The sequence below is a fragment of the Pseudomonas sp. GW821-FHT01D09 genome, from assembly GCF_059422465.1.
Map to the genome: position 1 here is coordinate 50,510 of NZ_JBWKWY010000011.1, position 26,702 is coordinate 77,211.

Here is a 26,702-nt window from a genome sequence, read left to right on the forward strand (position 1 = left end):
ATCGAAAATTGCGAGGAGTGCTACCAATAGTTCGCAAGCATCACTATGTATGGGCGTACTACCTCAGTGCCTGGTCAAGCGAAAAAGACAAGAGCATTTGGCACGAGACCAGTAGAGGCAATATCCGGGAAAGGGGACAGATTTATTTTCTGTAAAACGCCCACCATTGACCGAGTTCAGGCAAAGCGGCGAGCGCGGAGGGGGCATTTCGGCAGACGAGCCCCCCCGATCTGTCCCACATGGCCATTTTTCAAACACCAAAAACCACAAACCCCCGGCTTTCTCTAGGAAAACTGGGGGTTTGTGTTTGTAGAATGTGGCGGTGAAGGAGAGATTCGAACTCTCGATACAGTTTCCTGTATACACACTTTCCAGGCGTGCTCCTTAAGCCACTCGGACACTTCACCGTATCTCGTCAAACTGATTCAGTCTGTCGAGGCGCGCTAATGTAGTCGAAAGCTTTTCCGATGGCAAAGGTTTTTTTCAGAATTTTCATGCGCTTAGACGGTTATCTCGGCCCACATCCCTCTGGTAGGGGGTGAAGGGTGGCGATTGTGCCATTCTCAAGGCTTGTCGGGAGGCGTGCAGAGTGGCTGGCAAGTACTGCTGTAGGCTGCTCCAGGCCGGCGGGTTGGGAAAAGGCTGACTGGCCAGTCAGTCATGGCGCTTTACCGGGGCGGTCATGCTGGGTAACGTCTGCGGCCTGCCCTTCTATTAAACGTATTACAAGGAATCGCGTCATGAGTGAGTTGATTGCCTACCACCTCGAAGACGGTATTGCGACCCTGACCTTGAGCAACGGTAAGGTCAATGCCATTTCACCGGCCGTGGTCAGTGCGTTTAATGAAGCGCTGGACCAGGCCGAGAAGGATCGGGCGGTGGTGATTATCACCGGTACGCCGGGGATTCTGTCGGGGGGTTATGACTTGAAGGTGATGACGGCCGGCCCGAAAGAGGCGGTCAGCCTGGTGACATCGGGCTCGACCCTGGCGCGCCGTCTGTTGTCGCACCCGTTCCCGGTGGTTGTGGCGTGCCCTGGGCATGCAGTGGCCAAAGGGGCGTTCCTGTTGCTGTCGGCCGATTACCGGATTGGTGTCGAGGGGCCCTTTAGCATCGGCCTGAATGAAGTGATGATCGGCATGACCATGCACCATGCCGGGATTGAGTTGGCGCGTGATCGCCTGCGTAAGTCGGCGTTTCATCGTTCGGTGATCAATGCCGAGATGTTCACCCCGCAGGACGCGTTGAATGCCGGTTTCCTCGACAAGGTGGTAGCCCCCGAGGCGCTGCAAGCGGCGGCCCTGGAAGTGGCGCGGCAGTTGAAGAAGATCAATATGAACGCCCACAGGCACACCAAGCTGAAGGTGCGTAAGGCCCTGCTGGAGTTGCTGGATAACGCGATCATCCAGGACCAGGAGCATTTGGTCTAAGCCACCCAAGCCGGCATCAATCCAAGCCCGACTTTATGTTGGGCTTTTTCTTACAGCCAATTCTTAATCGCCTTGCAACCGCTCTAGATGGCATCTGTCTCCATCTTCTGAAACATGTACTTAAACATCGCTCATCTTCTACCTCTACAGGGGTAATTGCCGAATACAGTGCACATCCGTACACTGCGCCACCTTTTGTCCCGATGGGCCGTGTCGATGCTCTATTGTTTACGCATGTTATTGATGAGCCTGCATTTTATGATCGCGGGCGTGCTCGGCGTGCTGCTGGGGATCTGCCGGCCGTTCAACCCGGATAACAGCCGGCTCTGTGCCCGCCTGTATGCCCTGCCCGCCATGTGGTTGCTGCGGCTAAGGGTCACGACGCAAGTGGACTCGCTGCGCAACAAACCCAGCAGCTGCGTGATCATCGCCAACCATCAGTCCAACTATGATCTGTTTGTGTTTGGCAACGTGGTGCCCTACCGCACCGTGTGTATCGGCAAGAAAAGCCTGAAGTGGGTGCCGCTGTTCGGGCAGTTGTTCTGGCTGGCGGGCAATGTGTTGATTGACCGGGGCAACCCACAAAAAGCACGGCGCTCGATGCTGACCACCACCCACACCCTGCAACACGAAGAAACCTCGATCTGGGTGTTTCCCGAAGGCACCCGCAACCTGGGTGAGTCGTTGCTGCCATTCAAGAAAGGCGCGTTCCAGATGGCGATTGCCGCCGGTGTGCCGATTGTGCCGGTGTGCGTCAGCACCTATGTGAAGCAGATGAAGCTCACTCGCTGGAACAGTGGCGATATCTTGATCCGGTCATTGGCGCCGATTCCTACAGCAGGCTTGACGATGGATGACATGCCCCGGCTGATGGAGAAGTGCCGGGAGCAGATGGTCGAGTGCATTACAGCCATGGATCAGGCACTGCAAAAACCTGAAGGTAAGCCGGCTCCTGCACTGTAGCGTTTCAGGCTAAGCTGGCCGGTTACTGCCACTTGTAAAGAAGCGATCAGTATTATGGGTAGAGTTGTTGCCGCGGCCGTCTATAGCGCCGGGAAAAAAGTCACGGATATCACCCTCGATGAAGGCGCCGCCTGGGCGGCCAAGCCCGGTCATTTTGTGTGGATCGGCCTGGAAGAGCCCAACGCCCAGGAGTTGGCCAACCTGCAACGCCAGTTCAACCTGCATGAACTGGCCATCGAAGACGCCCTGGAAAAACACAGCCGGCCCAAGCTGGAAACCTTTGGCGACGCACTGTTTATCGTGACCTACTCGCCGGTGCGTCATGAGGGCAAGCTGGAGTTTATCGAGACTCATATCTTCGCCGGCAACGGCTATATCATCACCGCGCGCAACGGCCACTCGGCATCCTACGGCTATGTGCGCCAGCGCTGTGAGGCGCGACCGCTGTTGCTGGAACACGGGGAAGATTTCGTACTCTATGCGCTGCTGGATTTTGTCACCGAAAACTACCAGCCGGTGAGCGAGGCGATTCATGCCGAGATCGATGCGCTGGAGCGCAACGTGCTGTGCAATGCCCTGAATGAGCGCGATATCCAGAACCTGCATGGCCTGCGCCGCGACGTGCTGCGGCTGCGCCGGCATGTGGCGCCGATGGTGGAAATCAGCGAGGAATTGCAGAAGCTGAACTTCCCGTTTATCGACAAGAACATGCGCCCGTACTTTCGCGATGTGCAAATCCATGTCACGCGGCAGATGGAAGACCTTTCGACCCTGCGCGACATCGCCAGCCAGACCATCGAGATCGGCGTACTGCTGGAAGCCTCGCGCCAGAGCGTGGTGCAGCGCAAGTTTGCAGCCTGGGCGGCGATCCTCGCGTTCCCCACGGCGGTGGCCGGGATCTACGGGATGAACTTCCAGAACATGCCGGAACTGCAATGGCACTATGGCTATTTTGCGGTGCTGGGTTTTATCGCGGTGGGGTGCACGGGGCTGTGGGCCAGCTTCAAGCGCTCGGGGTGGCTATAACCGGCCCACCCCGTTCACTCAATGATCAGGCCACCTGCGGCTTGTGTGCCACAAAACGCATCATCCATTCCGCCACGGTTACGCCGTGGTGGTCGTGCGCCAGACTGGCGACGCCGCGTTGGTAGATCTGCTCGCCCAGGTTCTGCTGGCGAATGTCCAACAGTGCCCGGGAGTAATCGTGGATAAACTCCGGGTGCCCCTGGAAGCACAGCACCTGGTCGTTGATGTGATAAGCGGCAAACGGGCAGAAGTCGCTGGAGGCGATCACCGTGGCGTTTTCCGGCAAGGCGGTGACCTGGTCCTGATGGCTGATCAACAGGGTCAGTTCTTCCACCACCGGGCTCATCCACGGGGCCTTGGCGGCCAGTTGATAGTTGTGGATACCCACGCCCCAGCCCTGGCTCGCCCGCTCGCTCTTGCCGCCCAGCAGCAACGCCAGCAGTTGATGGCCAAAACAGATGCCAAGTAGCTTGTCGCCGCGCTTGTAGCGGTTCAACAGGTAGGCCTTGAGGGTTTCGATCCACGGGTCGGTGGCGAAGGAATCCGCCTTGCTGCCCGTCACCAGGTAGGCGTCGAACACTTCGCTGTCTGCCGGGTAGAGGCCTTGCATCACGTTGTAGACGATGAACTCGGCGGCAATCGGCTGCTGCGAAAACAGGCGCTGGAACATCTGCCCGTAACCTTGATATTGATCGACCAGTTCTGGACGCAGGATATCGGTTTCCAGAATGCAGATGCGTAGCGACATAAAAAATACCTGACACGGTGGTGGGAATAATGCACACCCGTCAGCCTGCCCTGAAATACCCTTTCAAGGCAAGCCCCACCGCGGCCCTGTCGGATGGCTAGAACGTGGTGCCCTGGGCGGCTTTTTCCAGCAACAAGGCGGGCGGGGTGAACCGCTCGCCGTATTGCTCGGCCAGGTAACGCGCCCGCGCGACAAAGTCGTTCAGCCCGTACTGGTTGATAAACTGCAGCGCCCCGCCGCTCCAGGCCGCAAAGCCGATGCCGAAGATCGAGCCAATATTGGCATCGGCGGTGGACATCAACACGCCCTCCTCCACGCACCGCACCGTTTCGATGGCCTGGATAAACAGCAAGCGGTCGCGCACGTCCTGGGCTGAAATCTGCTGGCTGGCCTGTTCAAAGCGCACCTTGAGTTCTGGCCACAGGTATTTCTGGCCATCACTGGGGTACTCATAGAAACCACCGCCCGCCGCCTTGCCCGGACGTTTGTACTCATTAAGCAACAGGTCGATCACCGCAAAGGCCGGATGCGCGGGCAGTGTCTTGCCTTCGGCATGCAGATCCTTGGCTGTCTGCTGGCGGATATGGCTCATCAGGCTGAGGGAAACTTCGTCAGAAATCGCCAGCGGGCCAATCGGCATCCCGGCCTTGCGCGCCTCGGTCTCGATCATCGGCGCAGCCACGCCTTCGCCGAGCAGGGTGATGCCTTCGTTGGTGAAGGTGCCAAACACCCGCGAGGTGAAGAAGCCGCGGCTGTCATTTACCACAATCGGGGTTTTCTTGATTTGCAGTACGAAATCAAAACCGCGAGCCAGGGTTTCGTCGCTGGTGTTGGCACCCTTGATGATTTCCACCAGGGGCATTTTTTCCACCGGGCTGAAGAAGTGCAGGCCGATAAACTTGCCTTGATCCGGCACCGCGCTCGCCAGGCCGCTGATGGGCAAGGTGGAGGTATTGGACGCAATCACCGCATCAGCGCCCACCACACGCTGGGCGGCGGCCGAGACCTTGGCCTTGAGGTCGCGGTCTTCAAATACGGCTTCAATGATCAGGTCGCAACCGGCCAGGTCGGCATCATTATCTGTAGGATGGATCCGCGCCAGGGTGCTTTCCCGCTGCTCAGGCGTCAATTGCCCACGGCTGACCTTCTTGTCCAGCAGCGCCGCCGAGTGGGCCTTGCCCTTCTCTGCCGCCGCCAGCGTGACGTCCTTGAGTACCACCTCCACGCCCGCCGACGCGCTGGCGTAGGCAATCCCCGCGCCCATCATGCCGGCGCCGAGGATGCCGACCTTGCGTGTGACATACGGCGCAAACCCCGCAGGCCGTGAGCCTCCGGCGTTGATTTCGTTGAGCTGGAACCAGAAGGTGCCAATCATGTTCTTCGCCACCTGGCCGGTGGTGAGTTCGGTGAAATAGCGGGTCTCGATCAGGTGTGCGGTGTCGAAGTCCACCTGGGCGCCTTCCACGGCCGCGCAGAGGATTTTCTCCGGGGCGGGGAAACAGCCATGGGTTTTACTGCGCAGGATCGACGGCGCAATGGCGAGCATTTGCGCGACTTTGGGATTGGACGGTGTGCCACTGGGGATCTGATGGCCCTTGATATCCCAAGGCTGCCTGGCCGTCGGATTGGCCAGGATCCAGGCCCGGGACTTGGCCAGCAGCTCATCGCGATCCGCCGCCAACTCGTCGATCAACCCGGCCTGCTGGGCCTTTTGCGCGCTGATCTTCTTGCCTTCGAGCAGATATGGCAAAGCCTTTTCCAGGCCCAGCATGCGCACCATGCGCACCACCCCGCCGCCACCCGGCAGCAGGCCCAGGGTGACTTCCGGCAAGCCGATCTGCACAGCTGGATGATCCAGCGCCACACGATGCTGGCACGCCAGGCACAGTTCCCAGCCACCGCCGAGGGCTGCGCCGTTGATCGCGGCTACTACCGGCTTGCCCAGGGTTTCCAGGCTGCGCAGTTGCGCTTTGAGGCCCAGGACCATGTCGTAGAACGCCTTGGCGTGGGGCTTGTCGACTTTGATCAGTTCATTGAGGTCACCGCCGGCAAAAAAGGTTTTTTTCGCCGAGGTGATAATGACCCCGGCCAACCCATCCTTTTCCGCGTCCAGGCGCGCAACGGTAGCGGCCATGGCCTCGCGGTAGGCCGCGTTCATGGTGTTGGCACTCTGGCCGGGCATGTCGAGGGTCAGCACCACGATCTGGTCCTGGCCTTTTTCGTAACGAATGGCGTCGCTCATGACAGATTCCTTAGGCTCAGAGGCGTTCGATAATGGTGGCAATACCCATGCCGCCGCCCACACAGAGCGTGGCCAGGCCGTAGCGCTGCTGGCGCGCCTCCAGTTCGTCGAGCAGGGTGCCGAGGATCGCGCACCCCGTGGCCCCCAGCGGGTGGCCCAGGGCAATCGAGCCGCCATTGACATTGACCCGGGCGGCGTCGATGCCCATGTCCTTGATGAACTTGAGCACCACCGAGGCAAAGGCTTCGTTGACCTCGAACAGGTCGATGTCCTCGACCCGCAGCCCGGCCTTGGCCAGGGCCTTGCGGGTGGCGGGCGCGGGGCCGGTGAGCATGATGGTCGGGTCGGTGCTGGTGACCGCCGTGGCGACAATGCGCGCCCGCGCTTGCAGGCCCAGTTCGCGACCCCGAGCCTCGGAGCCGATCAGCATCAAGGCCGCGCCATCGACAATCCCGGAGCTGTTACCCGGCGTGTGCACATGCCGGATGCGCTCGACATGGCTGTAGACCCGCAAGGCCGTGGCATCGAAGCCCATCTGGCCCATCATTTCAAAGCTGGGCTTGAGCTTGCCCAGGCCTTCGAGCGTCGAGTCGCCCCGGATAAATTCGTCGTGATCGAGCAGTACGATGCCGTTCTGGTCCTGCACCGGGATCAGGGATTTCTTGAAGGAACCGTCTGATCTGGCCCGTGCCGCTTTCTGCTGGGAGTGCAAGGCGAAGGCATCGACATCTTCGCGGGTGAAGCCTTCCAGGGTGGCAATCAGGTCGGCGCCAATCCCCTGGGGCGTGAAGTGGCTGTGCATATTGGTCTGCGGGTCCAGCACCCAGGCACCGCCGTCGCTGCCCATGGGCACGCGGGACATGGACTCGACACCGCCAACCACCACCAGGTCCTCGAAACCGGAACGCACCTTCATCGCCCCGAGGTTAACCGCCTCCAGGCCCGACGCACAGAAGCGGTTGACCTGCACACCGGCGACGCTGACGTCCCAGTCGGCCACCAGCGCGGCGGTCTTGGCGATATCCGCCCCCTGGTCGCCGACCGGTGTGACGCATCCCAGCACAATGTCATCCACCTGGCGCGTGTCCAGGTCGCTACGCTGTTGCAGGGCAGTGAGCAAGCCGGCCAACAGGTTCACCGGCTTGACGCTGTACAGCGCACCATCGGCCTTGCCTTTGCCCCGGGGCGTACGTATTGCATCAAAGATCAAAGCTTGGGTCATGACGTCCTCGAACCACTGTGCAATGGAGCCCTCAAGGGGAGAGCCGACCGTGCCCTTACCTTAAGCGCCACGAGGGCAGATTCAATGACCGATGCGCTCATTGACCTTGACGACCACGCTCAGACGAACGGTAGGAGACTACCGGAAACCTCGGATTAATCGTTTTAGCTGTCTAGCCAAGGGGCTGGGGCGAAGATGGCTATCTGCCTCATATCTTTTTAAAAGGATTTCAATATAACTTGATATGAAAGCGATCTAAGCCACGTCCGACAGGGGCTCTAAGGTTGAATCAGTAAGACGTGTATGAAGCTGCTGCCGGGTCTTGCTGGAGCAGCTGTAAGAAAAATGCCATCTAGCTGGCTTAACGTAGCCAATGGATGGTGCATACATCGGCGCATTTGACGCTTAGGAATAACAACAAAAGGCAGTCAGCCATGTTCAAACAATCAAAAGTTCGCCAGGCGGGGCTCATTCTCTTCGCCACTACATTGATTCTGATTTTGCCCAACCTGACCAAGATCATTGGTTGAACGGGCCGCTCACACCTAGACATTGCAGCCCTTGACAGCACCGCCCGGGATCTCGCTTATAGCGCTCCTGTGGTCGGGGCTGTCTTTTTGCCTGCGGTTCAGCGGCTGATTTCCGGTATCGTGGGCGCGAATCGCCATTGCCATATGGGCTTCGCCTTGAAACCGATTATCGTCCTGCTGATGCTGATCCTGGCCTACCCCGCCAGCGCGGCCCAATTGACCATCGAGTTGGATCACAGCCGCACCACCTGGCACACCGCCGACCTGCTCAAGCACCCGGCAGCACAGACGGTGCAGATCGTCGATGACGTTTCCTACAAGCGCAATATGACCTATCGCGCAGTACCATTGGCCGCCCTCTTACCGGGCCTGCAAGCGCAGAACCATGTGCAGGCGGTGGCGCTCGATGGTTTCGCCGCCGAACTGGCCGCCGCGCCACTGCTGCAGCAAAGCGGCGCCCAGGCCTGGTTGGCAGTGGAGGACCCGGCTCAGCCGTGGCCCCCGCTGGCCACTGGCAAACCCAGTGCCGGGCCGTTCTATCTGGTGTGGACCCAGCCCCAGGCGAGCCGGATCAGCCCGGAACAATGGCCATTCCAGATCTCGACGATCAAACAGTTGAAAACCGTGGCCGAACGCTTCCCGGCGCTGCTGCCCGATCCTGCGCTGGCGGTGGATGATCCGATCAACCAGGGGTTCGCCCTGTTTCAGAAAAACTGCCTGGCCTGTCATCGTCTAAACGGCGCGGGTGACGCGCAAGTAGGCCCGGATCTGAATCTGCCCTACAGCCCGACCGAGTATTTGGGCAGCGACTTCCTCAAGCGTTACATCCGTGATCCCCAGAGCCTGAGGCATTGGCCGCAAGCCAAAATGCCAGCGTTTGCCGCCAGCGTGTTGCCAGATACCGACCTGGAGTTGCTGGTAGGGTATTTGAAGCATATGGCCACGCGCAAAACCGACCCGCACTTGTAGAGCCGGCTTCAGCAGGATGCGGCGGGGATTATTGCTGCTGCACCAGGATCACCGGGCTCGGCGCCACAAACACCCTGGCATGCATCTGCTCATGCCCGCCGCCACGGCGCATGCCGCGCACCGGGCACGCGTCGAGGTAATCCAGGCCCACTGCCAGTTTCAGATGCCGCTCCGGGCGGGCCAGTTGGTTGGTCACATCGAAGCTGTACCAGGCGTCATCCAGCCAGGCTTCAGCCCAGGCGTGGCTGGCCAGGTGTTCGCTGTCCTCGCTGTACAAATACCCCGACACATAGCGCGTGGCGATCCCCAGGCTGCGCGCGCAGGCCAGGAAGGCGTGGGCATGGTCCTGGCAAACCCCGGCACGCCCGGCGAACGCCTCGGCCGCACTGGTCTCCACTTGCGTGGCACCCGGCACGTAGGCGATGTGCTGGTTGAGGGCGTGCATCAGGTCGATCAGGGCATTGCGATCCCGGCGCTTGCCGCAGTGCTGCTGGGCAAAGGCGCGCAGGGCCTCGTCCGGCTCGGTCAAGCGCGTGCAGCGCTGGAAGGGAAAGGGCGATTGGCTGTCGTGCTCGGCCTCGCGCCACTCGTCGATATCCACCTGGCCACGGGCGCCGATGATGATCGACTCATGGGGTTCGTCCAGGGTCAGCACATGCAGGATATTGCCAAACGGGTCCAACTGGGCCCGCACCGGACGTGGCAGATCCAGTTGCCAACTGAGCACATGCTGGCGCTCGCTGTCGTGGGGGGTCAGGCGCAGGTACTGGATGCTGGCACGCACCTGGTCTTCATAGCGGTAGGTGGTTTCGTGGCTGATGGAAAGTCTCATGCCGCCTCCAGGTAGGAATGGTGAATGGCGTTGCCCAACTGGCGCACCAGGGGGATGAAGTCGGTCAGCCAGGCGTGCAGGCCTTCCTCAAGGATTTCGTCAATCGCGGTAAAGCGCAGGCGCGCGTCCATCTCGGCGGCCAGGCGCTGGGCCGGGCGGCCGTTGATGCCGGGCAGGCTGGCGAGGATCTGGTCAATCTCTTCGCTGCACGCGCGCAAGGAGCGCGGTACATCGGCGCGCAGCAGCAACAGCTCGGCCACCTGGCGGGCACCGGGAGCGTCACGATAGACCTCGGTGTAGGCCTCGAAGGACGACAAGGCCCGCAGCAGCGCGCTCCACTGGTAATAGGCGTGGGCGGTGCCATCAATCACCACGGCGGCCTGGTCGCCGGCCATCTCGTAGCGCGCATCCAGCAGGCGCAACGTGTTGTCGGCCCTTTCGATAAAGGTGCCCAGGCGAATAAAGCGAAAGGCGTCATTGCGCATGATGGTGCCGTAGGTGGCGCCGCGAAACAGGTGGGAACGTTCCTTGACCCACTCGCAGAACCGGCTCATGCCATAGCGGCTCAGCCCCTCCTGGGCGATATCGCGAATATCCAACCAGGTGGCGTTGATGTTTTCCCACATGTCGGCGGTAATCCGCCCACGTACGGCATGGGCACTGGCGCGGGCGGCGCCCAAGCAACTGTAGATGCTCGCCGGGTTGGCCGCGTCCAGGGCGAAGAAGTGCAACAGGCGCTCGGCATGCAGCTCGCCGTGGCGTTCATAGTAGTCATCCAGGGTGCTGGTGATCAGCAGGGGCATGGCCAGTTCGTGCAAGCCATCGCCGCGTCCATCCTGGGGCATCAGCGACAGTGAATAGCTGACATCCAGCATGCGCGCGAGGTTTTCCGCGCGCTCCAGATAGCGCGACATCCAATATAAATCCGAGGCAGTTCTGCTCAACATGGTTTCATTCCTCGACCACCCAGGTGTCTTTGGTGCCGCCGCCCTGGGACGAGTTGACCACCAGCGAGCCTTCACGCAGCGCCACGCGGGTCAGCCCGCCCGGCACCACACGGGTTTCCTTGCCGGACAGGACAAACGGCCGCAGGTCGATATGCCGGGGGGCGATGCCGTTTTCGACAAAGGTCGGGCACGTCGACAGGCACAGGGTCGGCTGGGCGATGTAGGCATGGGGCTTGGCCTTGATCCGCGCCCGAAAGGCTTCGATCTCGGCAGCGCTGGCGGCCGGGCCAACCAGCATGCCGTAGCCACCGGAACCCTGGGTTTCCTTGACCACCAGCTCGGGCAGGTTCGCCAGCACATGGGACAGCTCGTCAGGCTTGCGACACTGGAACGTCGGAACATTCTTGAGGATCGGCTCTTCATCCAGGTAAAAACGGATCATGTCGGTAACGAAGGGATACACCGACTTGTCATCCGCCACCCCGGTGCCAATGGCATTGGCCAGCACCACGTTGCCCGAGCGGTAGGCGGCCAGCAGGCCCGGCACGCCGAGCATCGACGCCGGGTTGAAGGCCAGCGGGTCGAGGTAGGCATCGTCGAGGCGGCGGTAGATCACATCCACCGCCTTCGGCCCGTCGGTGGTGCGCATGAATACGCGGTCGTCACGCACGAACAGGTCGGCGCCTTCCACCAGCTCTACCCCCATTTCCCGGGCGAGGAAGGCATGTTCAAAGAACGCGCTGTTGAAGCGCCCGGGCGTCAGCACCACCACGCTGGGGTTGTCCAGCGGGCTGGCGCTTTTCAGGGTGTCGAGCAACAGGTTGGGGTAATGATCGATCGGCGCGATGCGCTGGGCGGCGAACAGCTCGGGGAACAGGCGCATCATCATCTTGCGGTCTTCGAGCATGTAGCTCACACCGCTGGGGGTGCGCAGGTTGTCTTCCAGCACGTAGTACGTGCCGTCGCCATCCCGTACGAGGTCGACACCCGAGACGTGGGAATAGATATCTCGGTGCAGGTCCAGACCCTGCATCGCCAACTGGTATTGCTCGTTGGCCAGCACTTGCTCGGCAGGAATGATCCCGGCCTTGATAATCCGCTGGTCGTGGTACAGGTCCGCGAGGAACAGGTTCAATGCCTTGACCCGCTGGATGCAGCCACGTTCGACCACTCGCCATTCACTGGCGGGAATGCTGCGCGGGATGGTATCGAAGGGAATCAGGCGCTCGGTACCCTGTTCGTCGCCGTACAGGGTGAAGGTGATACCGGCGCGGTGAAACAGCAAATCGGCTTCACGCCGACGCTGGGCCAGCAGTTCCGGCGGGGTTTGCTCCAGCCAGCGGGCAAACTCGCGATAGTGCGGCCGGACCTGGCCAGCCTCATCGTACATTTCATCGTAATAAGTGCGGATCATGCCGAACTCCTTGTCACCCGGACGCAACGGACTGTCGCAAGGCCCGTGCCAGCGGCATAAACACTTAAGTATCAATCAGTTGGATATAACCCAAGACAGCGCCGCACCGTCCTGGTGCAGCCACCATCCCCGCTTCGCCATGCTCGCTTCAAACAGACGCAGGCGTTGCCTATCACCAGCATAGTCAGAGTTGATTTCACTGCCCGATAAACCCTGCGGATAATCACTCCCATGCGCTGAACAGGATTCGTCCTACAGCATCAACCTATCCCGGTCGGTAATTTGTAAGTGCAAGTACCGACCGGTTCCCCCTTCTTTCCGGTCTTCCCTTTTGGCCACCCTGCTCGGGTGGCTTTTTTTTGGTGGAGGATTTTTCGCAATAAGTTCCAAGTACTTTGCGCCGCCACAAACAAAATCGGCCGACCCGAGGGTCAGCCGATACGCTGCTTTATTGATCATGTGTCTACATGGGTAACCCACGAACCTCGTGCTTTACGCCCCATCCCTCGATAATCCCGCCCAAGGGCTCGACTACCGCCTCGAAGTCCTGCTCGAAATCACCGATACCGTCATAGGTGGCGAACATGACCTTGCTCAACTCCAGGAACCAGGCACCGTCATCCCGTGCACTGACCTGGGCATTGATCGACTCCCCACGAAACCGACCCGCCGCCCGACGCGCATGCTCCTCATCCGGGAAAATGGCGTAGAACTCGATGGGGTGGAAACGTGAGAAGTCGAAGCCGCCCTCTTTCATGCGGCGTAACACGTGGGTGCTGATGTCTTCTTGATAGGCTGTGCTCATGAAACGTCCTCCTCAACCAATGGATAGACTTTCCGTGCTTCCCAGGCCTGCGCGTGAACGGCGCAGGTAGACGGCAATGACATCGCCGCAGGAAAACAAGCATGTAGCTGACAAGACCAGACCTTAGCGATTCATTCGCTGATCTCTCTTGCAGAGTAGCGCGAAGCTATCACCTCCACCAGCAGCGCTTTAACGACCGTCAGGGAATATTCAGGTGGCGGGAGAAATATCGAGGATCTGGATACTGTTCTGATCCTTGAGGCTTTTGACCGTCGGTTCGGCGATCCGGCCGTCCAGGTCATTGAGGTCCAGCTTGGCGGGAATGGGCAGCAATTTGGCGCGAATCATCTGCGCTGCATCTTCGAGGCTAGGCTTTTGCTCAAAGGCAAACTGCTCTACCGATTGCACGCCGTGATCGTCAACGAAGGTAACTTGCCAGTTTTGCATCAGTGCCTCCTCGATAAAGCCCATGGATGGGCTTACCTCTATCTGGACCTTGGGGGCGCGGTGATCGTTCCACTCAAGGCAGGAGGCACAGCTCGGTGCGCTTATGGTTTCTCGGCAAGTGCCTTGAGGGCCTTCAAGGTGTTGAAGGGCGCATCGACCACAAACTTGTTGGCCAAGACGGAGGGCACGCTGCCACCTGGCTCGGTATGGACCTGGTAGGTCACTTCGGTCTGGTTAGGGCCTTTGGGCACCAGTTTCCAGAAGCCATCGACCTTGGCTACGCGCACATAACCTTTCTCTTCTGGCTTGTAGGTGGGCACACCTTGCAGTTTGCGGGTCACACTGCCATCGCCGCCCACGGTGGTAGTGACATGGATGTAGGAGTCACGATCCGTTACCGGGAAGGGTGCGTTGAATTGGGTATAGGTCCAACTCTCGTCACCCTTTTGGTCCACCAGCTTCTGGGATTTGCACTCGTGGATCCAGGCACAGGCACCCGCCACGTCCTCCTGCAAAGCCCGCACCTTGGTCAGCGGCGCATTGATCAGGGTGGTGCCCTGGTAAGCCTTGTATTTCGAGCCAGCCACCTCATTCAACGACACCTTGATGCCGTCTTCATCCTTTTCTACTTTCCAGTCTGCCTGCGCAGTAGCTGCAAACAACACCGTAAAACCGCACAACACAGCCATTCGTTTCAGCGAACCCATTGTTGTATTCCTTATTGTTGAAGTTCTGACATTAAAGCCCACTAAGCCGCCGTCATCTGCTCCCACCAGCCGATCAACTTGATCGCTTCTTCCTGGCTACTACCACAGACTTCAAGATCCGCCGCAAAGGCACCGCACACCGCAGGCCGCTCAGGCTGGCCAAACAATTGGCACAGCTGTTCGACCGACAGATGCAGGCAGCGTTCGCCCGCAGGCTTGCCATTGGGCATACCGGGCAACGGCGAACTGATGGAAGGCGCGATACAGCAGGCGCCACAGCCTTCACGGCATTTCATGACCAGCAGGTCCTCGACGACAAAGTGTTGATGGCCGGGCTAGAGTACGCCCTAAAACATGCGTTTTAAAATGGTCTAACAGGGGTTTTTCGCAGAAAACAAAAGTGACCGACCAGTCTGCGACAGAAGGTCTGTGGATCAGGTCACTTGGGTGGGCAACATTAATTCTTGAACTCAAAATCCAGGGCGGCACCTTCCACGTCACGCCGCTCTTCATTGCGCATTTGCAGCTGCATTTCGTTGCTCAGCAAGCGCCCGTTGATCTGGAATGCACTGTTATCGACCGGTTTCTCGCCAAACATCGGCGGCAACAACGGCACATTCTTGGGCTTGGGCATAGTGCCGAGGGGCTGCAGGTGCCGGACCATTTCCTGGGGCAGGCTGAGGTCCAGTTTCGCCGGTGGCAGCCTGGTCCGGGCCACTTCATGGGCCGATTTGGACTTGCTGGCGATAGGCGCGCGCTTTTTTTCCTTAGTAGCCTTTTTAACCGGGGCGGTTTTTTTCGCCTGGACTGTTTTTTTCGCCGGCGCCGGCTTTTGTTCAGCAGCTGCCAGCACGACTGGCGCACTGGCAGGCGCTGCCAGTACTGAAGTGGCGTTGCACAGGCTCGCCAGGCAGATCAACAGCGCAGCAGGGAAAATAGAGGTCATATCGCCAACAGCATTAACGGCAGAAGGCCATATGCTCGCTTGTTGAGGCCGGTATGACAAGCGCGGTGATTAGCCGGCTACCGTTCATGCCCCGTTTTGGCGCGTCAAAAACCGCTCGCGGCCTCCTGGCACAACTGGTTGGCCAGCATGCCCAGGGTCATCAGGGCGCGCTCGGCCTCCCGGTTCCATGGGGTGCCGCAATTGAGCCGAATACAGTGGTTGAACTGTTCCGTATTGCTGAAGATCAGTCCCGGCGCAATGCTGATGCCCTGCTGCAAGGCGCGCACGTGCAGTTCCTGGGTGTTGACCCGGCCCGGCAGGCTGACCCACAGGATAAAGCCGCCGGTCGGCCGGCTCATCTGCGTGCCCTCCGGGAAGTACTGCTGCACCGCCAACTGAAAGGCACTGAGGTTCTTGCGGTACTCCTGGCGGATATAACGCAAGTGCCGGTCGTAACCGCCGTTCTCCAGGTACGCCGCCACGCCCATCTGCGTGACACTGCACGCCGAGTGCGTGCTGAACATCTGCAGGCGCTGGAGCTCTTGCTGGTATTTGCCGGCGATCATCCAGCCGATGCGCACCCCGGGCGACAGGGTCTTGGAGAAGCTGGAGCAGTAGATCACCCGGTCCAGGCGGTCATAAGCCTTCAGGGCCTTGGTGCGGCCCAGTTCAAACATCAATTCGCCGTAGATATCGTCTTCGACGATCTGGATATCGAAATCCGAGGCCAGGCGCAGCAGCTGTTTCTGCCGCTCTTCTGGCATGGTGCCACCCAGGGGATTGCTCAGGCGCGTGGTCAGCACCAGGGCCTTGATCGACCATTGGTTGGCCGCCAGTTGCAGAGCCTCCAGGCTCATGCCGGTGGCCGGGTCGCTGGGGATCTCGATGACCTTGAGGCCGAGCAAGTCCGCCAGTTGCAGGAGGCCGTAATAGGTGGGGGACTCGGCGGCGATCAGGTCGCCGGGACGGGTCAGCACGCGCAAGGACATCTGCAACGCATCGACACACCCGTGGGTGATCACCACTTCGGACGGATCGACCACCACCCCGGCATCGCGCATGCGAATCGCAACCTGGCGTCTCAGCGGCTCAAAGCCCGGGCTGAACATATAGCTGAACGCCCGCGGGCTCTGGAAGCGTGTGACCTTGGCCAGTTGCTGGTGCAGCGCCCGTACCGGCAGGTAGTCGACACTGGGCACGGCGGCGCCCAGGGGGAACACCCCTTCGCGCCGGGATTCGACCAGGACCTGCTGGATAATGCTGCTGCGGGTGACCAGGCCCGGGCGCTCGACCCGGGCGATATCCGGCGTGGGTGCGGTCAGGGCCGGGGTCTGGTGCACGTAATACCCGGATTGCGGCCGCGCACGGATCAACCCCTGGTCTTCGAGATTGGCGTAGGCCTGCAACACGGTGGCATGACTGACATTGAGCTGGGAGCTCATCTTGCGCACCGAAGGTACGCGCTCACCCGGTTGATAGACGCCGCGTCGGATATCTTCAGCCAATTGCTGGGCGATACGTTGGTAAAGCAAGAGATTGGTCATGACGCAGCACTCGATTTCACGGGTATTTTATTTTTGTGTGAAACATACCGGCACAGTTTAGAAGTGTACGGGGACAGTTGCCACAATAGTCGAGGATCGGCGGCAGTGATAGAAAAAACTGTATGGGTTGAACGCAATCGCGGACATAAAAAACCCGATCAAGGATCGGGTTACGGGGCGAGACACACAGCATATTCCCTGGGGGAGCTGGCTTGCCAGCTCCCACAAGAACTGAAATTCAGCGCGCAGCGCCGAGCTGGCCCTTGTCGTCGGAGAAGACGATTTCCACACGCCGGTTCTGCGCACGCCCCCGCTCGGAAGCATTCACCTCCACCGGGTACTGATCGCCATAGCCTTCCACCTGGATGCGCTTGTCATCAATGCCCAGGTCGATCAGGACATCCGCCACGGCCTGTGCCCGGTCCCGGGACAGTTTGAGGTTTTCCTGCTCGCCACCGGTACTGTCGGTATAGCCCTCGATCCGCACTACCCGCTTGGGGTTTAGTTGCAGGAATTGCACGATCTTCAGCACTGTCCGGTTGGCGGAGTTCTTCAGCTCGGCCTGGCCGGTGTCGAACAGCACGTCGCCCAGGGTCATCACCAGGCCACGGTCGGTCTGGGTGGTGGTCAGGCTGGCGATCTGCTCTTCCAGCCACTTGCCCTGTTGCTGCACGCTCAACAACTTGGCCTCGCGCAGCGCCAGTTGCAGGCGCTGGCGCTCCAGTTCGAGCTTGGCCGCACGCTCCTCGTTAAGCACCAGTTGCGTATGTTCCCGGGCAATCGCGCTGTAGCGCTGACTCAGGTAGGCGTAATGCACCACATCGCCACCGCTGCCCCAATAGGTGGACAGACGGTCGGCACGGGCCAGGGACTCACCGGCGCGGATCACGTCCTTGGGCGCGATGCGCAACACATTGGAGTCTTCCTTGACCTTCTGGAAGTCGCTGCCGGCCTGCTGCAACGCGGTATCGCTATTGGGATGACTGGCACAGCCGGCGAGCATCAGGCTGCTTAACAGCAGCCCACAGGTCAGGCGGTTCATTGGGCATCTCCCAGTTGCTTGCGCAGGCGGGTGATGCGGGTGTCGAGGACATTCAACTGTTCCTGGCTTTTTTGCGTCAGCACCCGCGCCTCTGCCAGGCGGGCATCCAGTTCGGCCTGTTCAGCCTGCATGCGGGCATCCTTGTAGGACTCATCCGCCATATCGGCCTTGGCCTGGGCCAGCTTTGTCTCGGCGAGCTTCAACTCGGGCACGTCGTCAGCGACGGCCCCTACGGCGGCGGCTTGTTCCAGGGCTTGCTGGGTCAGGCGCATCTGTTCATTCGGCGCAGGATCTGCGGCACAGCCCGCCAGCGTTACAACGGCGAGGGCGGCGAAAAGAGGTCGAATAGTCACTAAAAATCCCTACTTTGTTGGGGTGCCGACGGGTTGCTGTAACTGCGTCTTCCAGCGTTCGATATTGCGCTGCAACGCGGCTTCCGTCAGACCGGACGCGGCCAATTCTGTCATCTTTTTGGCAAGCTGTCCGCGCAACCACGGATCATTGCAGGCCGAGTTGTGGGAAATCGCCAGGAACAGCCCCGGCTGATCAATCGGCCGTTCACGGGCCTGCAGGTCTTTGCTCATGCCCAGGGTCTGGGCCATGGCCATGCCGGAGTAATGTCCGGCCAGCACGTAGTCCACTTCACCCAGCAGCAGTTTCTGCAAGGCCGGGGTCAAGGTTGGCACACGTTCCAGGGTCAGGTGTTCGGCGGCAAAAGCGGCAAATTCAGGGGACAGGCGCGCCCGCTCCGAAACCGCGCCCTTGTGGCCATACAGGTCAGCTGCGCTGGCATAGACCAGGGGCGAGTCAACGCGGGTCCATACCCGGTAATCGGCCTGCATCAGTGCCGGGTGGATGTAGTCCAGGGTCTCCAGTTCGCTGACAGTCAACGGCGCGTCGAGCAACATATCCATGCGCCCGCTGCGCACTTCCTCCAGAGCCAGGGAACGCTTGCCGCCGTACAGCAGGTCGATTTTCAGCCCCAGCTCCTTGGCCACTTGTTGCAACACATCGGCATTGGCGCCGATCAGGTGCGTGGGGGCTTGGGGGTCACGCCACAGGTAGGGCGGCGCATCCGGGCTGCCGGTCACCACCAGGCGTTCGCATTTGCCAGCCGCGACAGACATGGTCGGCAGCAGTGACAGGCCCAGCAGTACAGTCCAGCGGCGCAGTTCCATGGCGTGGTTTCCCGATCAAATAGTTGCGTGCAAAAAAAAGCCCGGTCATAAGACCGGGCTCTTTATAAGTGAAGCCGCTGGTTTAGACCAGCTTCGAAAGCTCCGGTACGGCTTCAAACAAGTCCGCCACCAGGCCGTAATCAGCCACCTGGAAGATCGGCGCTTCTTCGTCCTTGTTGATCGCAACGATCACCTTGGAGTCTTTCATACCGGCCAAGTGCTGGATCGCGCCGGAGATACCGACGGCGATGTACAGCTGTGGCGCAACGATCTTGCCGGTCTGGCCGACCTGCATATCGTTGGGTACGAAACCTGCGTCGACCGCCGCGCGCGAAGCGCCGACCGCCGCGCCCAGCTTGTCGGCCAGGGCGTACAGGTGCTTGAAGTTGTCACCGTTCTGCATGCCACGCCCGCCGGAAACGACGATCTTGGCCGCGGTCAGCTCTGGACGGTCCGACTTGGCCAGCTCTTCGCCAACAAAGCTGGAAGTGCCAGGATTGTGCACAGCTGCAACGGCTTCAACCGCAGCCGAACCACCCTCGGCGGCAACCGGGTCGAAACCGGTGGCACGCACGGTGATCACTTTGACCGCGGCAGTGGATTGCACGGTAGCAATGGCGTTACCGGCGTAGATCGGGCGCTTGAAGGTGTCGGCGCTTTCCACCGAAACGATCTCGGAGATCTGGTCAACGTCCAGCTGCGCAGCAACCCGTGGCAGGATGTTTTTGCCGTTGGAGGTGGCGGCAGCCAGGATATGGCTGTAGCCAGCGCCAAGCTCTGCAACCAGCGGCGCTACGTTTTCCGGCAGTTGATGCGCGTAAGCGGCGTTGTCGGCCAGCAGTACTTTGCTCACACCGGCGACTTTTGCCGCGGATTCAGCCACGGCGCCAGCGCCCTGACCTGCTACCAGTACGTGGATGTCACCACCGATTTTGGCGGCAGCGGCCACGGTGTTCAGGGTGGCCGGGGCCAGCACTTTGTTGTCGTGTTCTGCGATTACCAAGATAGTCATTGTTAGATTACCTTCGCTTCGTTTTTCAGTTTCTCGACCAGTTCAGCCACCGACTTGACCTTGATCCCCGCGCTGCGTGCAGCTGGCGCTTCGACTTTGACGGTCTTGTTGGTGGAGGCGGTGGAAACGCCCAAAGCTTCTGGAGTCAGCACTTCAAGCGGCTTCTTCTTGGCTTTCATGATGTTTGGCAGGGACGCATAACGCGGCTCGTTCAAACGCAGGTCGGTGGTGACAATGGCCGGCAGTTTCAAGGAAACGGTCTGCGCGCCGCCATCGATTTCGCGGGTCACGGCAACGCTGTCGCCAGACACTTCGACTTTCGAGGCAAAGGTGCCCTGGCCGTAACCGGTCAGTGCAGCCAGCATCTGGCCAGTCTGGTTGTTGTCGCTGTCGATCGCCTGTTTACCGAGGATCACCAGTTGTGGCTGCTCCTTGTCGACAACGGCCTTGAGCAGCTTGGCCACGGCCAGCGAGGTCAGTTCTTCAGCGGATTCGACGAGCACGGCGCGGTCGGCACCCAGCGCCAGGGCGGTACGCAGCTGCTCTTGAGCAGTGGATGGCCCTACGGAAACGACGACGATTTCAGTCACGATGCCCTTTTCTTTCAGGCGTACGGCTTCTTCCACGGCGATTTCGCAGAAGGGGTTCATCGACATTTTGACGTTAGCCAGATCGACGCCGGAATTGTCCGCCTTGACGCGAACTTTCACGTTGTAATCGACAACGCGTTTGACAGCTACAAGAACCTTCATGGATTCCTCGTTACTCTCCGGTGAAAAGAAAGCCGCCCGGATAAACCTGGCGGTAGATGCTCAACGGCGCACAAGGGCACCTCTAAAAACGCAGGCCGTCATGACAGATAACGTTGCACGTACTCAATAATAAAGACCGTTCGTCAGGGGTGACCGACAAGTCATTCATCGTCGCAACGTGTAAACTGCGCGCCAGCATTACGTGCGCGTCAACCTGCATGAGCAGTGCCTTGTCTTTGGACGTGGCCTTGAAACCGGCAGTACGCCTACGGGAAGCGCAAAACCGACCGTATATTGACCGGAACGCCTTTTCCGGTCAATACAGCAAAATAGTCAGATATAAGCCGCGTTGCTTTGATTTATCTAGCTTGCGGGCAATTCAAACAAACGTTTGTATTGGACGCTGAGAGTGGTGTAGATATAATGCGCCACCTAGAGAGAAAGGTGGGTTGTCCCCTGCCCTTTTGTAAGAAATTGGCGCAGAAGACGACAGATAAAACACCGAACCTCCACCCATTAGAAAAAAAACTGTTGAGCCTTGAGTAGGAGATAGCCTGTGGAACGCGAATACATGGAATTCGACGTGGTCATCGTCGGCGCAGGGCCGTCGGGCCTGTCTGCCGCCTGCCGACTGAAGCAGAAGGCCGCCGAAGCCGGTAAGGAAATCAGCGTCTGCGTGGTCGAAAAAGGCTCGGAAGTCGGTGCACACATCCTGTCCGGCGCCGTGTTTGAACCACGCGCCCTGAACGAATTGTTCCCGGACTGGAAGGAACTGGGTGCCCCACTCAACACCCCGGTGGTGCGCGACGACATCTATGTACTGCGCAGCAGCGACACCTCCACCAAGGTGCCTGATTTCTTTGTGCCCAAAACCATGCACAACGAAGGCAACTACATCATCTCCCTGGGTAACCTGTGCCGCTGGCTGGCCCAGCAGGCCGAGAACCTGGGCGTGGAAATCTACCCAGGCTTCGCGGCCCAGGAAGTACTGTTCGACGAAAACGGCGTAGTGCGCGGGATCATCACCGGCGACCTCGGCGTCGACCGTGAAGGCCACCCCAAGGAAGGCCTGTACACCCCCGGCATGGAACTGCGCGGCAAGTACACGCTGTTCGCCGAAGGCTGCCGTGGGCACCTGGGCAAGCAACTGATCCAGCGCTTCAACCTGGACAGCGACGCCGACGTGCAGCACTACGGCATCGGCCTCAAGGAAATCTGGGAAATCGACCCGGCCAAGCACCAGCCAGGCCTGGTGGTCCACACCGCCGGCTGGCCGCTGGACATTATGCGCAACGAGAACACCGGTGGCTCGTTCCTCTATCACCTGGAAAACAACCAGGTGGTCGTCGGCCTGATCGTCGACCTGTCCTACAGCAACACCTTCCTGTCGCCGTTCGATGAGTTCCAGCGTCTCAAGCATCACCCGGTGCTGGCCCAGTACCTGGAAGGCGGCAAGCGCATCAGCTACGGCGCCCGCGCCCTGGCCAAGGGCGGCATCAACTCGCTGCCGAAGATGGTCTTCAAGGGCGGCGCCCTGATCGGTTGCGACCTGGGCACCATGAACGTGGCCAAGATCAAGGGCAGCCACACCGCCATGAAGTCCGGCATGCTCGCCGCCGACGCCGTGGCTGATCGCCTGTTCGCCGAGTCCGAAGGCGGCGATGAACTGACGGCCTACGTCGACAGCTTCAAAGCCAGCTGGCTCTACGAGGAACTGTTTGCCACCCGTAACTTCGGCCCGGCGATGCACAAGTTCGGCCCGATCATCGGTGCCGGCTTCAACTGGTTCGACCAGAACATCCTCGGCGGCAAAATGCCGTTTACCCTGCACGACACCAAGCCGGACTACGCCTGCCTCAAGCTGGCCAAGGACAGCCAGAAGATCGACTACCCCAAACCCGATGGCAAGCTGAGCTTCGACAAGTTGAGCTCGGTGTTCCTCTCCAGCACCAACCATGAAGAAGAACAGCCGTGCCACCTGAAGCTCAAGGACCCGAGCATCCCGATCAGCACCAACCTGCCGCTCTACGATGAACCGGCGCAACGCTACTGCCCGGCGGGCGTGTATGAAGTGATCACCCAGGAAGACGGCGAGAAACGCTTCCAGATCAACGCCCAGAACTGTGTGCACTGCAAGACCTGTGACATCAAGGACCCAGCGCAGAACATCACCTGGGTCACGCCGGAAGGCGCGGGTGGGCCGACTTACCCGAATATGTAAGCTAATCGAGGCTCCCAAATGGGGGCCTTGATCGTTCCCACGCTCTGCGTGGGAATGCATCCAATGACGCTCTGCGTCACCAGCTCAAGAGCGGACGCAGAGCGTCCAGGGCGGCGTTCCCACGCAGAGCGTGGGAACGATCATCTAGGCCGCTCGTTCTTCACCCGGGTTGCGCAGGAAATAGCGCTTATATTCCCGGCTGAACTGCGACGTGCTCTGATACCCCACGCTATGCGCCGCCTGCGCCACCCCCATGCCTTCGACCAACAACAACTGCTGGGCCTTGAGCAGACGCAAGCGCTTGAGGTACTGCACCGGCGACAGCAAGGTGCAGCGCTTGAAATGTTCATGGAACGTCGACGCACTCATATGCGCATAACCGGCCAGGGTCTCGATGTTCAAGGGTTCGGCGTAATGGGCATGCAGGTGATTCAATGAGGTGGCAATCCGCGAGAACTGCCCCTGCTGTTCCACCAGGGCCCGCAGTACATCGGCCTGTGGCCCGCGCAAAGCGGTGAACAACAGTTCCCGCACCCGCGCCGGCCCCATGATCCGGGCTTCCAGTGGATCGTGCAGGCACTGCAACAGTCGCTCGACGCAACCACGCATCGCGTCATCGAGCACCACCGAGCTCATCGACTCCAGGGTCTGCGCCGCCGGCGGCGGGCCGACCTGCATGCCCATGGCCATCACCAATTCACCCAGCACCACCCGATCAATACCTACGGTAACGCCATACAGCGGGGCATCGGCGGCCATGGCAAACGTCTCGCACTCGAATGGCACCGGCATCGCCTGGATCAGGTAATGCCCGGCGCCGTATTCCAGGGTACGCGGCCCCAGGTAGGCCACCTTGCTGCCCTGGGCCACGAACATCAGGCTCGGCTCATAGATCTGCGGCCCGCGCGCCACGTCGCAACTGGCGCGCAGCACCTGCACGCCCGCCAGGTGGGTCGGGGAAAAACCGTCGCAGGGCGTAAGCCCCTCAATCAAGGAAACCAGCGCAGCGTTGGCATCGAGATGGCGGGTCAACAACATGGCAAAAAACTTCGCGAAAAAGGGATAGAAACATCATCGCAGGTCTGGCGACCTATGAATCCAATCCACGAGCACTCCCGGACGAATAGGCATAAGACTCGGAGCATTTGCCATGTTCGCCCGCAGGGTCGACGCGCAGAATTCGCCACCTCTCCCGTCCACGCTATGCGAGGTTTTCACCATGTACACCGCCATCGGTTACGCCGCCCAGTCGGCCACCAGCCCCCTCGCCCCCATGTCCTTCGAGCGCCGTAGCCCGCGAGCCGATGACGTGGCGATCGAAATCCTGTACTGCGGCGTCTGCCACTCCGACATCCACCAGGCACGCAACGAATGGGGCATCGCCGTGTACCCATTGATGCCGGGCCACGAGATTGTCGGCAAGGTCACTGCCGTCGGCGCCAGCGTCACCGCCCATAAGGTTGGCGACCTGGTCGGCGTGGGCTGCATGGTGGATTCGTGCCGCCACTGCCAAGCATGCACATCGGACCTGGAGCAATACTGCCTCGAAGGCCCGACCATGACCTACGCCACCCCGGATCGCGTGGACGGCAGCAACACCATGGGCGGCTACTCCGACAGCATCGTGGTCAGCGAGCACTTCGTGGTGAAGATTCCGGCCAGGCTCGACCTGGCCAGCGCCGCACCGCTCCTCTGCGCGGGCATCACTACCTACTCGCCGCTCAAGCACTACGGGGTCAAGGCCGGCGACAAGGTGGGGGTTCTCGGCATGGGCGGGCTGGGCCATATGGGCATCAAGTTCGCCAAGGCCATGGGTGCCGAAGTGACGCTGTTTACCCGCTCGGCGAGCAAGGCAGAAGAAGGCCGACGCCAAGGCGCTGATCATGTGATCGTGTCCACCGATGCCGAGCAGATGCAGGCCGCCGCCGGCAGTTTCGACTTCCTGCTGGACACCATCCCGGTGCAGCACGACCTGAACCCCTACCTCGATGTCCTGCGCTTTGATGGCGTGCACATCCTGGTGGGTTTGATCGAGCCGGTCGACCCGCCGGTCAATGCCGCCAAGCTGGTACTGGGTCGTAAAGTCCTGGCCGGCTCGCTGATCGGCGGTATTGCCGAAACCCAGGAAGTCCTGGATTTTTGCGCCGAGCACGGCATCACCTGCGACATTGAAATGCTCGATATCCGCCAGATCAACGAAGCCTATGCGCGCATGATTGCCGGCGACGTGAAGTACCGCTTCGTGATCGACATGGCCACCTTGAAGGCCTGATCAGGCCTTGGCACCCAACTCCGCGGACAGCCGTGCTGCGACCTGCTTGACCAGGGGGATCAGCTCGGCCATTTTTTCCAGCGGCATGTAGGGCACCGTACTGGCGATGCTGATGCCGGCGACAATCCGCCGGCTGGCATCGCGCACCGGTGCGGCCACACAGCGGATCGACGGTTCGTTGTCTTCCAGGTCGAAGGCATAGCCGCCCGCCACATATTCACCCATGCGCTGCTCGAACTGCTCCCAGGATTGTTCCGGGTGCTGCGGCCAGTGCAGGTTTTTCCCGCCTACCGGCAAGCTGGCCTGGTACAGGCGCTGCCATTCCTCGCGCGTGTCATCGAGCAACAAGGCCTTGCCGATCCCGGTGCGCGCCAGGGGCATGCGGTGACCGACCCGCGAGCGCATTTCCGGGCCATTGCGCCCAGGGTTCTTGTGCAGGTACAACACTTCATCATATTCGCGGATCGCCAGGTGGATGGTGTCGCCGGTCTGCGCCGACAGCTCATCCAGATAGGGTGTCGCCAGCGTCACCAGCGGCAGTTCTTCCCGGGCCTGGAAGCCCAACTCGATCAACTTGGGGCCCAACAGGTAGCCGACTTGCGGCACCACCCGCAGGTAGCGCTCCTCCACCAGGCAACTGGCCAGGCGGTGCGTGGTGCTGCGGGTGGTGCCGATGCGCCGGGCAATCTCCTTGAGGTCCCGCGCGCCGGCCGCCACCGCCTGCACCACGCCCAGGCCGCGCAGCAGGGTCTGGGTGCCCGTGGGTGCGGGATCTTTGGCGATGACTGCTGGGTTTTCCTGCATGTAGGGCCTATCTAGAAATACGAAAGCGGCGGCCATTATGGCAAATGCCGGGCCTCAAGGCAGGACCGATCTCAACCCTGGGCGAAGTCGCGCAACGCGTCGCCTTCCATGCGATAGCGCACCCATTCTTCCTGGGGCTGGGCACCGATGGATTTGTAGAAGGCAATGGCCGGTTCGTTCCAGTCCAGCACGCTCCATTCAAAGCGCCCACAGCCATTGTCGCAGGCGATCTTCGCCAGGTGGCGCAGCAACTTCTTGCCCGCCCCGCCGCCGCGCTGCTGCGGGTTGATATACAAGTCTTCCAGGTACAGGCAGTTGCTGCCCAGCCAAGTGGAATAGCTGAAGAAGAACACCGCAAAACCGATCGGCAAGCCGTCGCGCAGGCAGATCAGGCCATGGGCGGTAGCGCCCTCGCTGAACAGGCTGCGTTCGATGTCCACCACGCTGGCGATCACTTCGTGGCGGGCTTTTTCGTACTCGGCCAGTTCAGTGATAAAGGTCAGGATCTGCGCAGCATCGCTGGGCACGGCGGGACGGATCTCGATGGTCATCAACAGGCCTGCGGCTGAAAAAGAAAGGACACATACTAAGGCCCTTTGATGATCGCTTGCAGGGTTTTATGCAGGCGCATCACTGCGCTGTACACCTG

The 26,702-nt window shown here is 60.3% G+C and carries 26 protein-coding genes and 1 tRNA gene; 6 read left to right on the plus strand and 21 right to left on the minus strand.

Annotation, left to right across the window (positions count from 1 at the left end):
* Positions 1–317 precede the first annotated feature (317 nt).
* Positions 318–407 (minus strand) — tRNA-Ser (locus AC07W7_RS12780).
* Positions 408–740: 333 nt separating this feature from the next.
* Between AC07W7_RS12780 and AC07W7_RS12785 the strand changes: the two genes are divergently transcribed.
* The 3 genes from AC07W7_RS12785 (at position 741) to AC07W7_RS12795 (ending at position 3,419) form a co-directional block, all read left to right on the plus strand.
* On the plus strand, positions 741–1,430 hold the full coding sequence (locus AC07W7_RS12785) for a crotonase/enoyl-CoA hydratase family protein (protein ID WP_076961168.1): 690 nt from the start codon (positions 741–743) through the stop codon (positions 1,428–1,430).
* 216 nt (positions 1,431–1,646) lie between these two features.
* On the plus strand, positions 1,647–2,393 hold the full coding sequence (locus tag AC07W7_RS12790; protein WP_099170727.1) for a lysophospholipid acyltransferase family protein: 747 nt from the start codon (positions 1,647–1,649) through the stop codon (positions 2,391–2,393).
* A gap of 54 nt (positions 2,394–2,447) precedes the next feature.
* Positions 2,448–3,419, plus strand: a complete 972-nt coding sequence (locus tag AC07W7_RS12795; RefSeq protein ID WP_076961166.1) for a magnesium and cobalt transport protein CorA — start codon at positions 2,448–2,450, stop codon at positions 3,417–3,419.
* A gap of 25 nt (positions 3,420–3,444) precedes the next feature.
* Here AC07W7_RS12795 and AC07W7_RS12800 read toward each other — a convergent pair whose 3' ends face one another.
* From AC07W7_RS12800 to AC07W7_RS12810, 3 genes are all read right to left on the minus strand, one after another.
* Entirely contained in the window at positions 3,445–4,167 is a 723-nt protein-coding gene (locus tag AC07W7_RS12800) for an amidotransferase (protein WP_076961165.1), read from the minus strand.
* Between the two features lie 97 nt (positions 4,168–4,264).
* A complete protein-coding gene (locus AC07W7_RS12805; RefSeq protein ID WP_495039437.1) occupies positions 4,265–6,409 on the minus strand; it encodes a 3-hydroxyacyl-CoA dehydrogenase NAD-binding domain-containing protein in 2,145 nt (714 codons plus the stop codon).
* A gap of 16 nt (positions 6,410–6,425) precedes the next feature.
* Entirely contained in the window at positions 6,426–7,631 is a 1,206-nt protein-coding gene (locus AC07W7_RS12810) for an acetyl-CoA C-acetyltransferase (protein WP_076961163.1), read from the minus strand.
* Between the two features lie 674 nt (positions 7,632–8,305).
* On the opposite strand from AC07W7_RS12810, the gene AC07W7_RS12815 reads away from it, so the two are divergent.
* Entirely contained in the window at positions 8,306–9,130 is an 825-nt protein-coding gene (locus AC07W7_RS12815; RefSeq protein WP_415640211.1) for a c-type cytochrome, read from the plus strand.
* A 28-nt stretch (positions 9,131–9,158) separates the two neighbouring features.
* Here the strand turns inward: AC07W7_RS12815 and AC07W7_RS12820 are convergent, their stop codons facing one another.
* The 14 genes from AC07W7_RS12820 to AC07W7_RS12885 all read right to left on the minus strand — a co-directional run bounded on the left by AC07W7_RS12820 (position 9,159) and on the right by AC07W7_RS12885 (position 20,756).
* Positions 9,159–9,962, minus strand: a complete 804-nt coding sequence (locus AC07W7_RS12820) for a transglutaminase family protein (RefSeq protein ID WP_076961162.1) — start codon at positions 9,960–9,962, stop codon at positions 9,159–9,161.
* Positions 9,959–10,909, minus strand: coding sequence for an alpha-E domain-containing protein (locus tag AC07W7_RS12825; RefSeq protein ID WP_495039438.1), 951 nt, complete (start codon positions 10,907–10,909; stop codon positions 9,959–9,961). The genes AC07W7_RS12820 and AC07W7_RS12825 overlap by 4 nt, the downstream gene beginning before the upstream one ends.
* Positions 10,910–10,913: 4 nt before the next feature.
* Positions 10,914–12,323 (minus strand): circularly permuted type 2 ATP-grasp protein, encoded by a 1,410-nt coding sequence (locus AC07W7_RS12830; RefSeq protein ID WP_076961160.1) that lies wholly within the window; start codon positions 12,321–12,323, stop codon positions 10,914–10,916.
* A gap of 463 nt (positions 12,324–12,786) precedes the next feature.
* Positions 12,787–13,128: a ribonuclease E inhibitor RraB gene (locus AC07W7_RS12835; protein ID WP_076961159.1), complete on the minus strand. Its 342-nt coding sequence runs from the start codon at positions 13,126–13,128 to the stop codon at positions 12,787–12,789.
* A gap of 210 nt (positions 13,129–13,338) precedes the next feature.
* Positions 13,339–13,575 carry a hypothetical protein gene (locus AC07W7_RS12840; protein WP_495039439.1) on the minus strand — a complete coding sequence of 79 codons (237 nt, stop codon included), beginning with the start codon at positions 13,573–13,575 and terminating at the stop codon, positions 13,339–13,341.
* A 101-nt stretch (positions 13,576–13,676) separates the two neighbouring features.
* Entirely contained in the window at positions 13,677–14,282 is a 606-nt protein-coding gene (locus tag AC07W7_RS12845; protein ID WP_076961157.1) for an START domain-containing protein, read from the minus strand.
* A 41-nt stretch (positions 14,283–14,323) separates the two neighbouring features.
* Positions 14,324–14,578, minus strand: a complete 255-nt coding sequence (locus AC07W7_RS12850) for a YkgJ family cysteine cluster protein (protein ID WP_495039440.1) — start codon at positions 14,576–14,578, stop codon at positions 14,324–14,326.
* 161 nt (positions 14,579–14,739) lie between these two features.
* Positions 14,740–15,228, minus strand: a complete 489-nt coding sequence (locus AC07W7_RS12855; protein WP_076961155.1) for a translation initiation factor 2 — start codon at positions 15,226–15,228, stop codon at positions 14,740–14,742.
* A gap of 104 nt (positions 15,229–15,332) precedes the next feature.
* A complete protein-coding gene (locus AC07W7_RS12860) occupies positions 15,333–16,772 on the minus strand; it encodes an aminotransferase-like domain-containing protein (RefSeq protein ID WP_076961154.1) in 1,440 nt (479 codons plus the stop codon).
* A 238-nt stretch (positions 16,773–17,010) separates the two neighbouring features.
* On the minus strand, positions 17,011–17,814 hold the full coding sequence (locus tag AC07W7_RS12865) for an OmpA family protein (protein WP_076961153.1): 804 nt from the start codon (positions 17,812–17,814) through the stop codon (positions 17,011–17,013).
* Complete coding sequence (locus tag AC07W7_RS12870; protein WP_076961152.1) at positions 17,811–18,167, minus strand: DUF4398 domain-containing protein; 357 nt, start codon at positions 18,165–18,167, stop codon at positions 17,811–17,813. Before AC07W7_RS12870 ends, AC07W7_RS12865 begins: the two co-directional genes overlap by 4 nt.
* Before the next feature lie 9 nt (positions 18,168–18,176).
* The gene (locus AC07W7_RS12875) at positions 18,177–18,992 is read right to left on the minus strand and encodes a substrate-binding periplasmic protein (protein WP_076961151.1); all 816 of its coding nucleotides are present in this window, start codon (positions 18,990–18,992) and stop codon (positions 18,177–18,179) included.
* Positions 18,993–19,074: 82 nt separating this feature from the next.
* On the minus strand, positions 19,075–20,004 hold the full coding sequence (locus AC07W7_RS12880) for an electron transfer flavoprotein subunit alpha/FixB family protein (RefSeq protein WP_495039441.1): 930 nt from the start codon (positions 20,002–20,004) through the stop codon (positions 19,075–19,077).
* A gap of 2 nt (positions 20,005–20,006) precedes the next feature.
* Complete coding sequence (locus AC07W7_RS12885) at positions 20,007–20,756, minus strand: electron transfer flavoprotein subunit beta/FixA family protein (RefSeq protein ID WP_076964133.1); 750 nt, start codon at positions 20,754–20,756, stop codon at positions 20,007–20,009.
* Positions 20,757–21,312: 556 nt separating this feature from the next.
* On the opposite strand from AC07W7_RS12885, the gene AC07W7_RS12890 reads away from it, so the two are divergent.
* Positions 21,313–22,977, plus strand: a complete 1,665-nt coding sequence (locus tag AC07W7_RS12890; protein ID WP_076964134.1) for an electron transfer flavoprotein-ubiquinone oxidoreductase — start codon at positions 21,313–21,315, stop codon at positions 22,975–22,977.
* A 144-nt stretch (positions 22,978–23,121) separates the two neighbouring features.
* On the opposite strand, the gene AC07W7_RS12895 is transcribed toward AC07W7_RS12890, so the two are convergent.
* A complete protein-coding gene (locus tag AC07W7_RS12895; RefSeq protein ID WP_495039442.1) occupies positions 23,122–24,015 on the minus strand; it encodes an AraC family transcriptional regulator in 894 nt (297 codons plus the stop codon).
* 181 nt (positions 24,016–24,196) lie between these two features.
* On the opposite strand from AC07W7_RS12895, the gene AC07W7_RS12900 reads away from it, so the two are divergent.
* Positions 24,197–25,249 (plus strand): NAD(P)-dependent alcohol dehydrogenase, encoded by a 1,053-nt coding sequence (locus AC07W7_RS12900; protein ID WP_495039443.1) that lies wholly within the window; start codon positions 24,197–24,199, stop codon positions 25,247–25,249.
* Here AC07W7_RS12900 and AC07W7_RS12905 read toward each other — a convergent pair whose 3' ends face one another.
* Together AC07W7_RS12905 and AC07W7_RS12910 are read right to left on the minus strand one after the other, a co-directional pair.
* Positions 25,250–26,053, minus strand: coding sequence for an IclR family transcriptional regulator (locus AC07W7_RS12905; protein ID WP_495039444.1), 804 nt, complete (start codon positions 26,051–26,053; stop codon positions 25,250–25,252).
* A 71-nt stretch (positions 26,054–26,124) separates the two neighbouring features.
* Positions 26,125–26,604 carry a GNAT family N-acetyltransferase gene (locus AC07W7_RS12910; protein ID WP_076964138.1) on the minus strand — a complete coding sequence of 160 codons (480 nt, stop codon included), beginning with the start codon at positions 26,602–26,604 and terminating at the stop codon, positions 26,125–26,127.
* Positions 26,605–26,702: the final 98 nt, after the last annotated feature.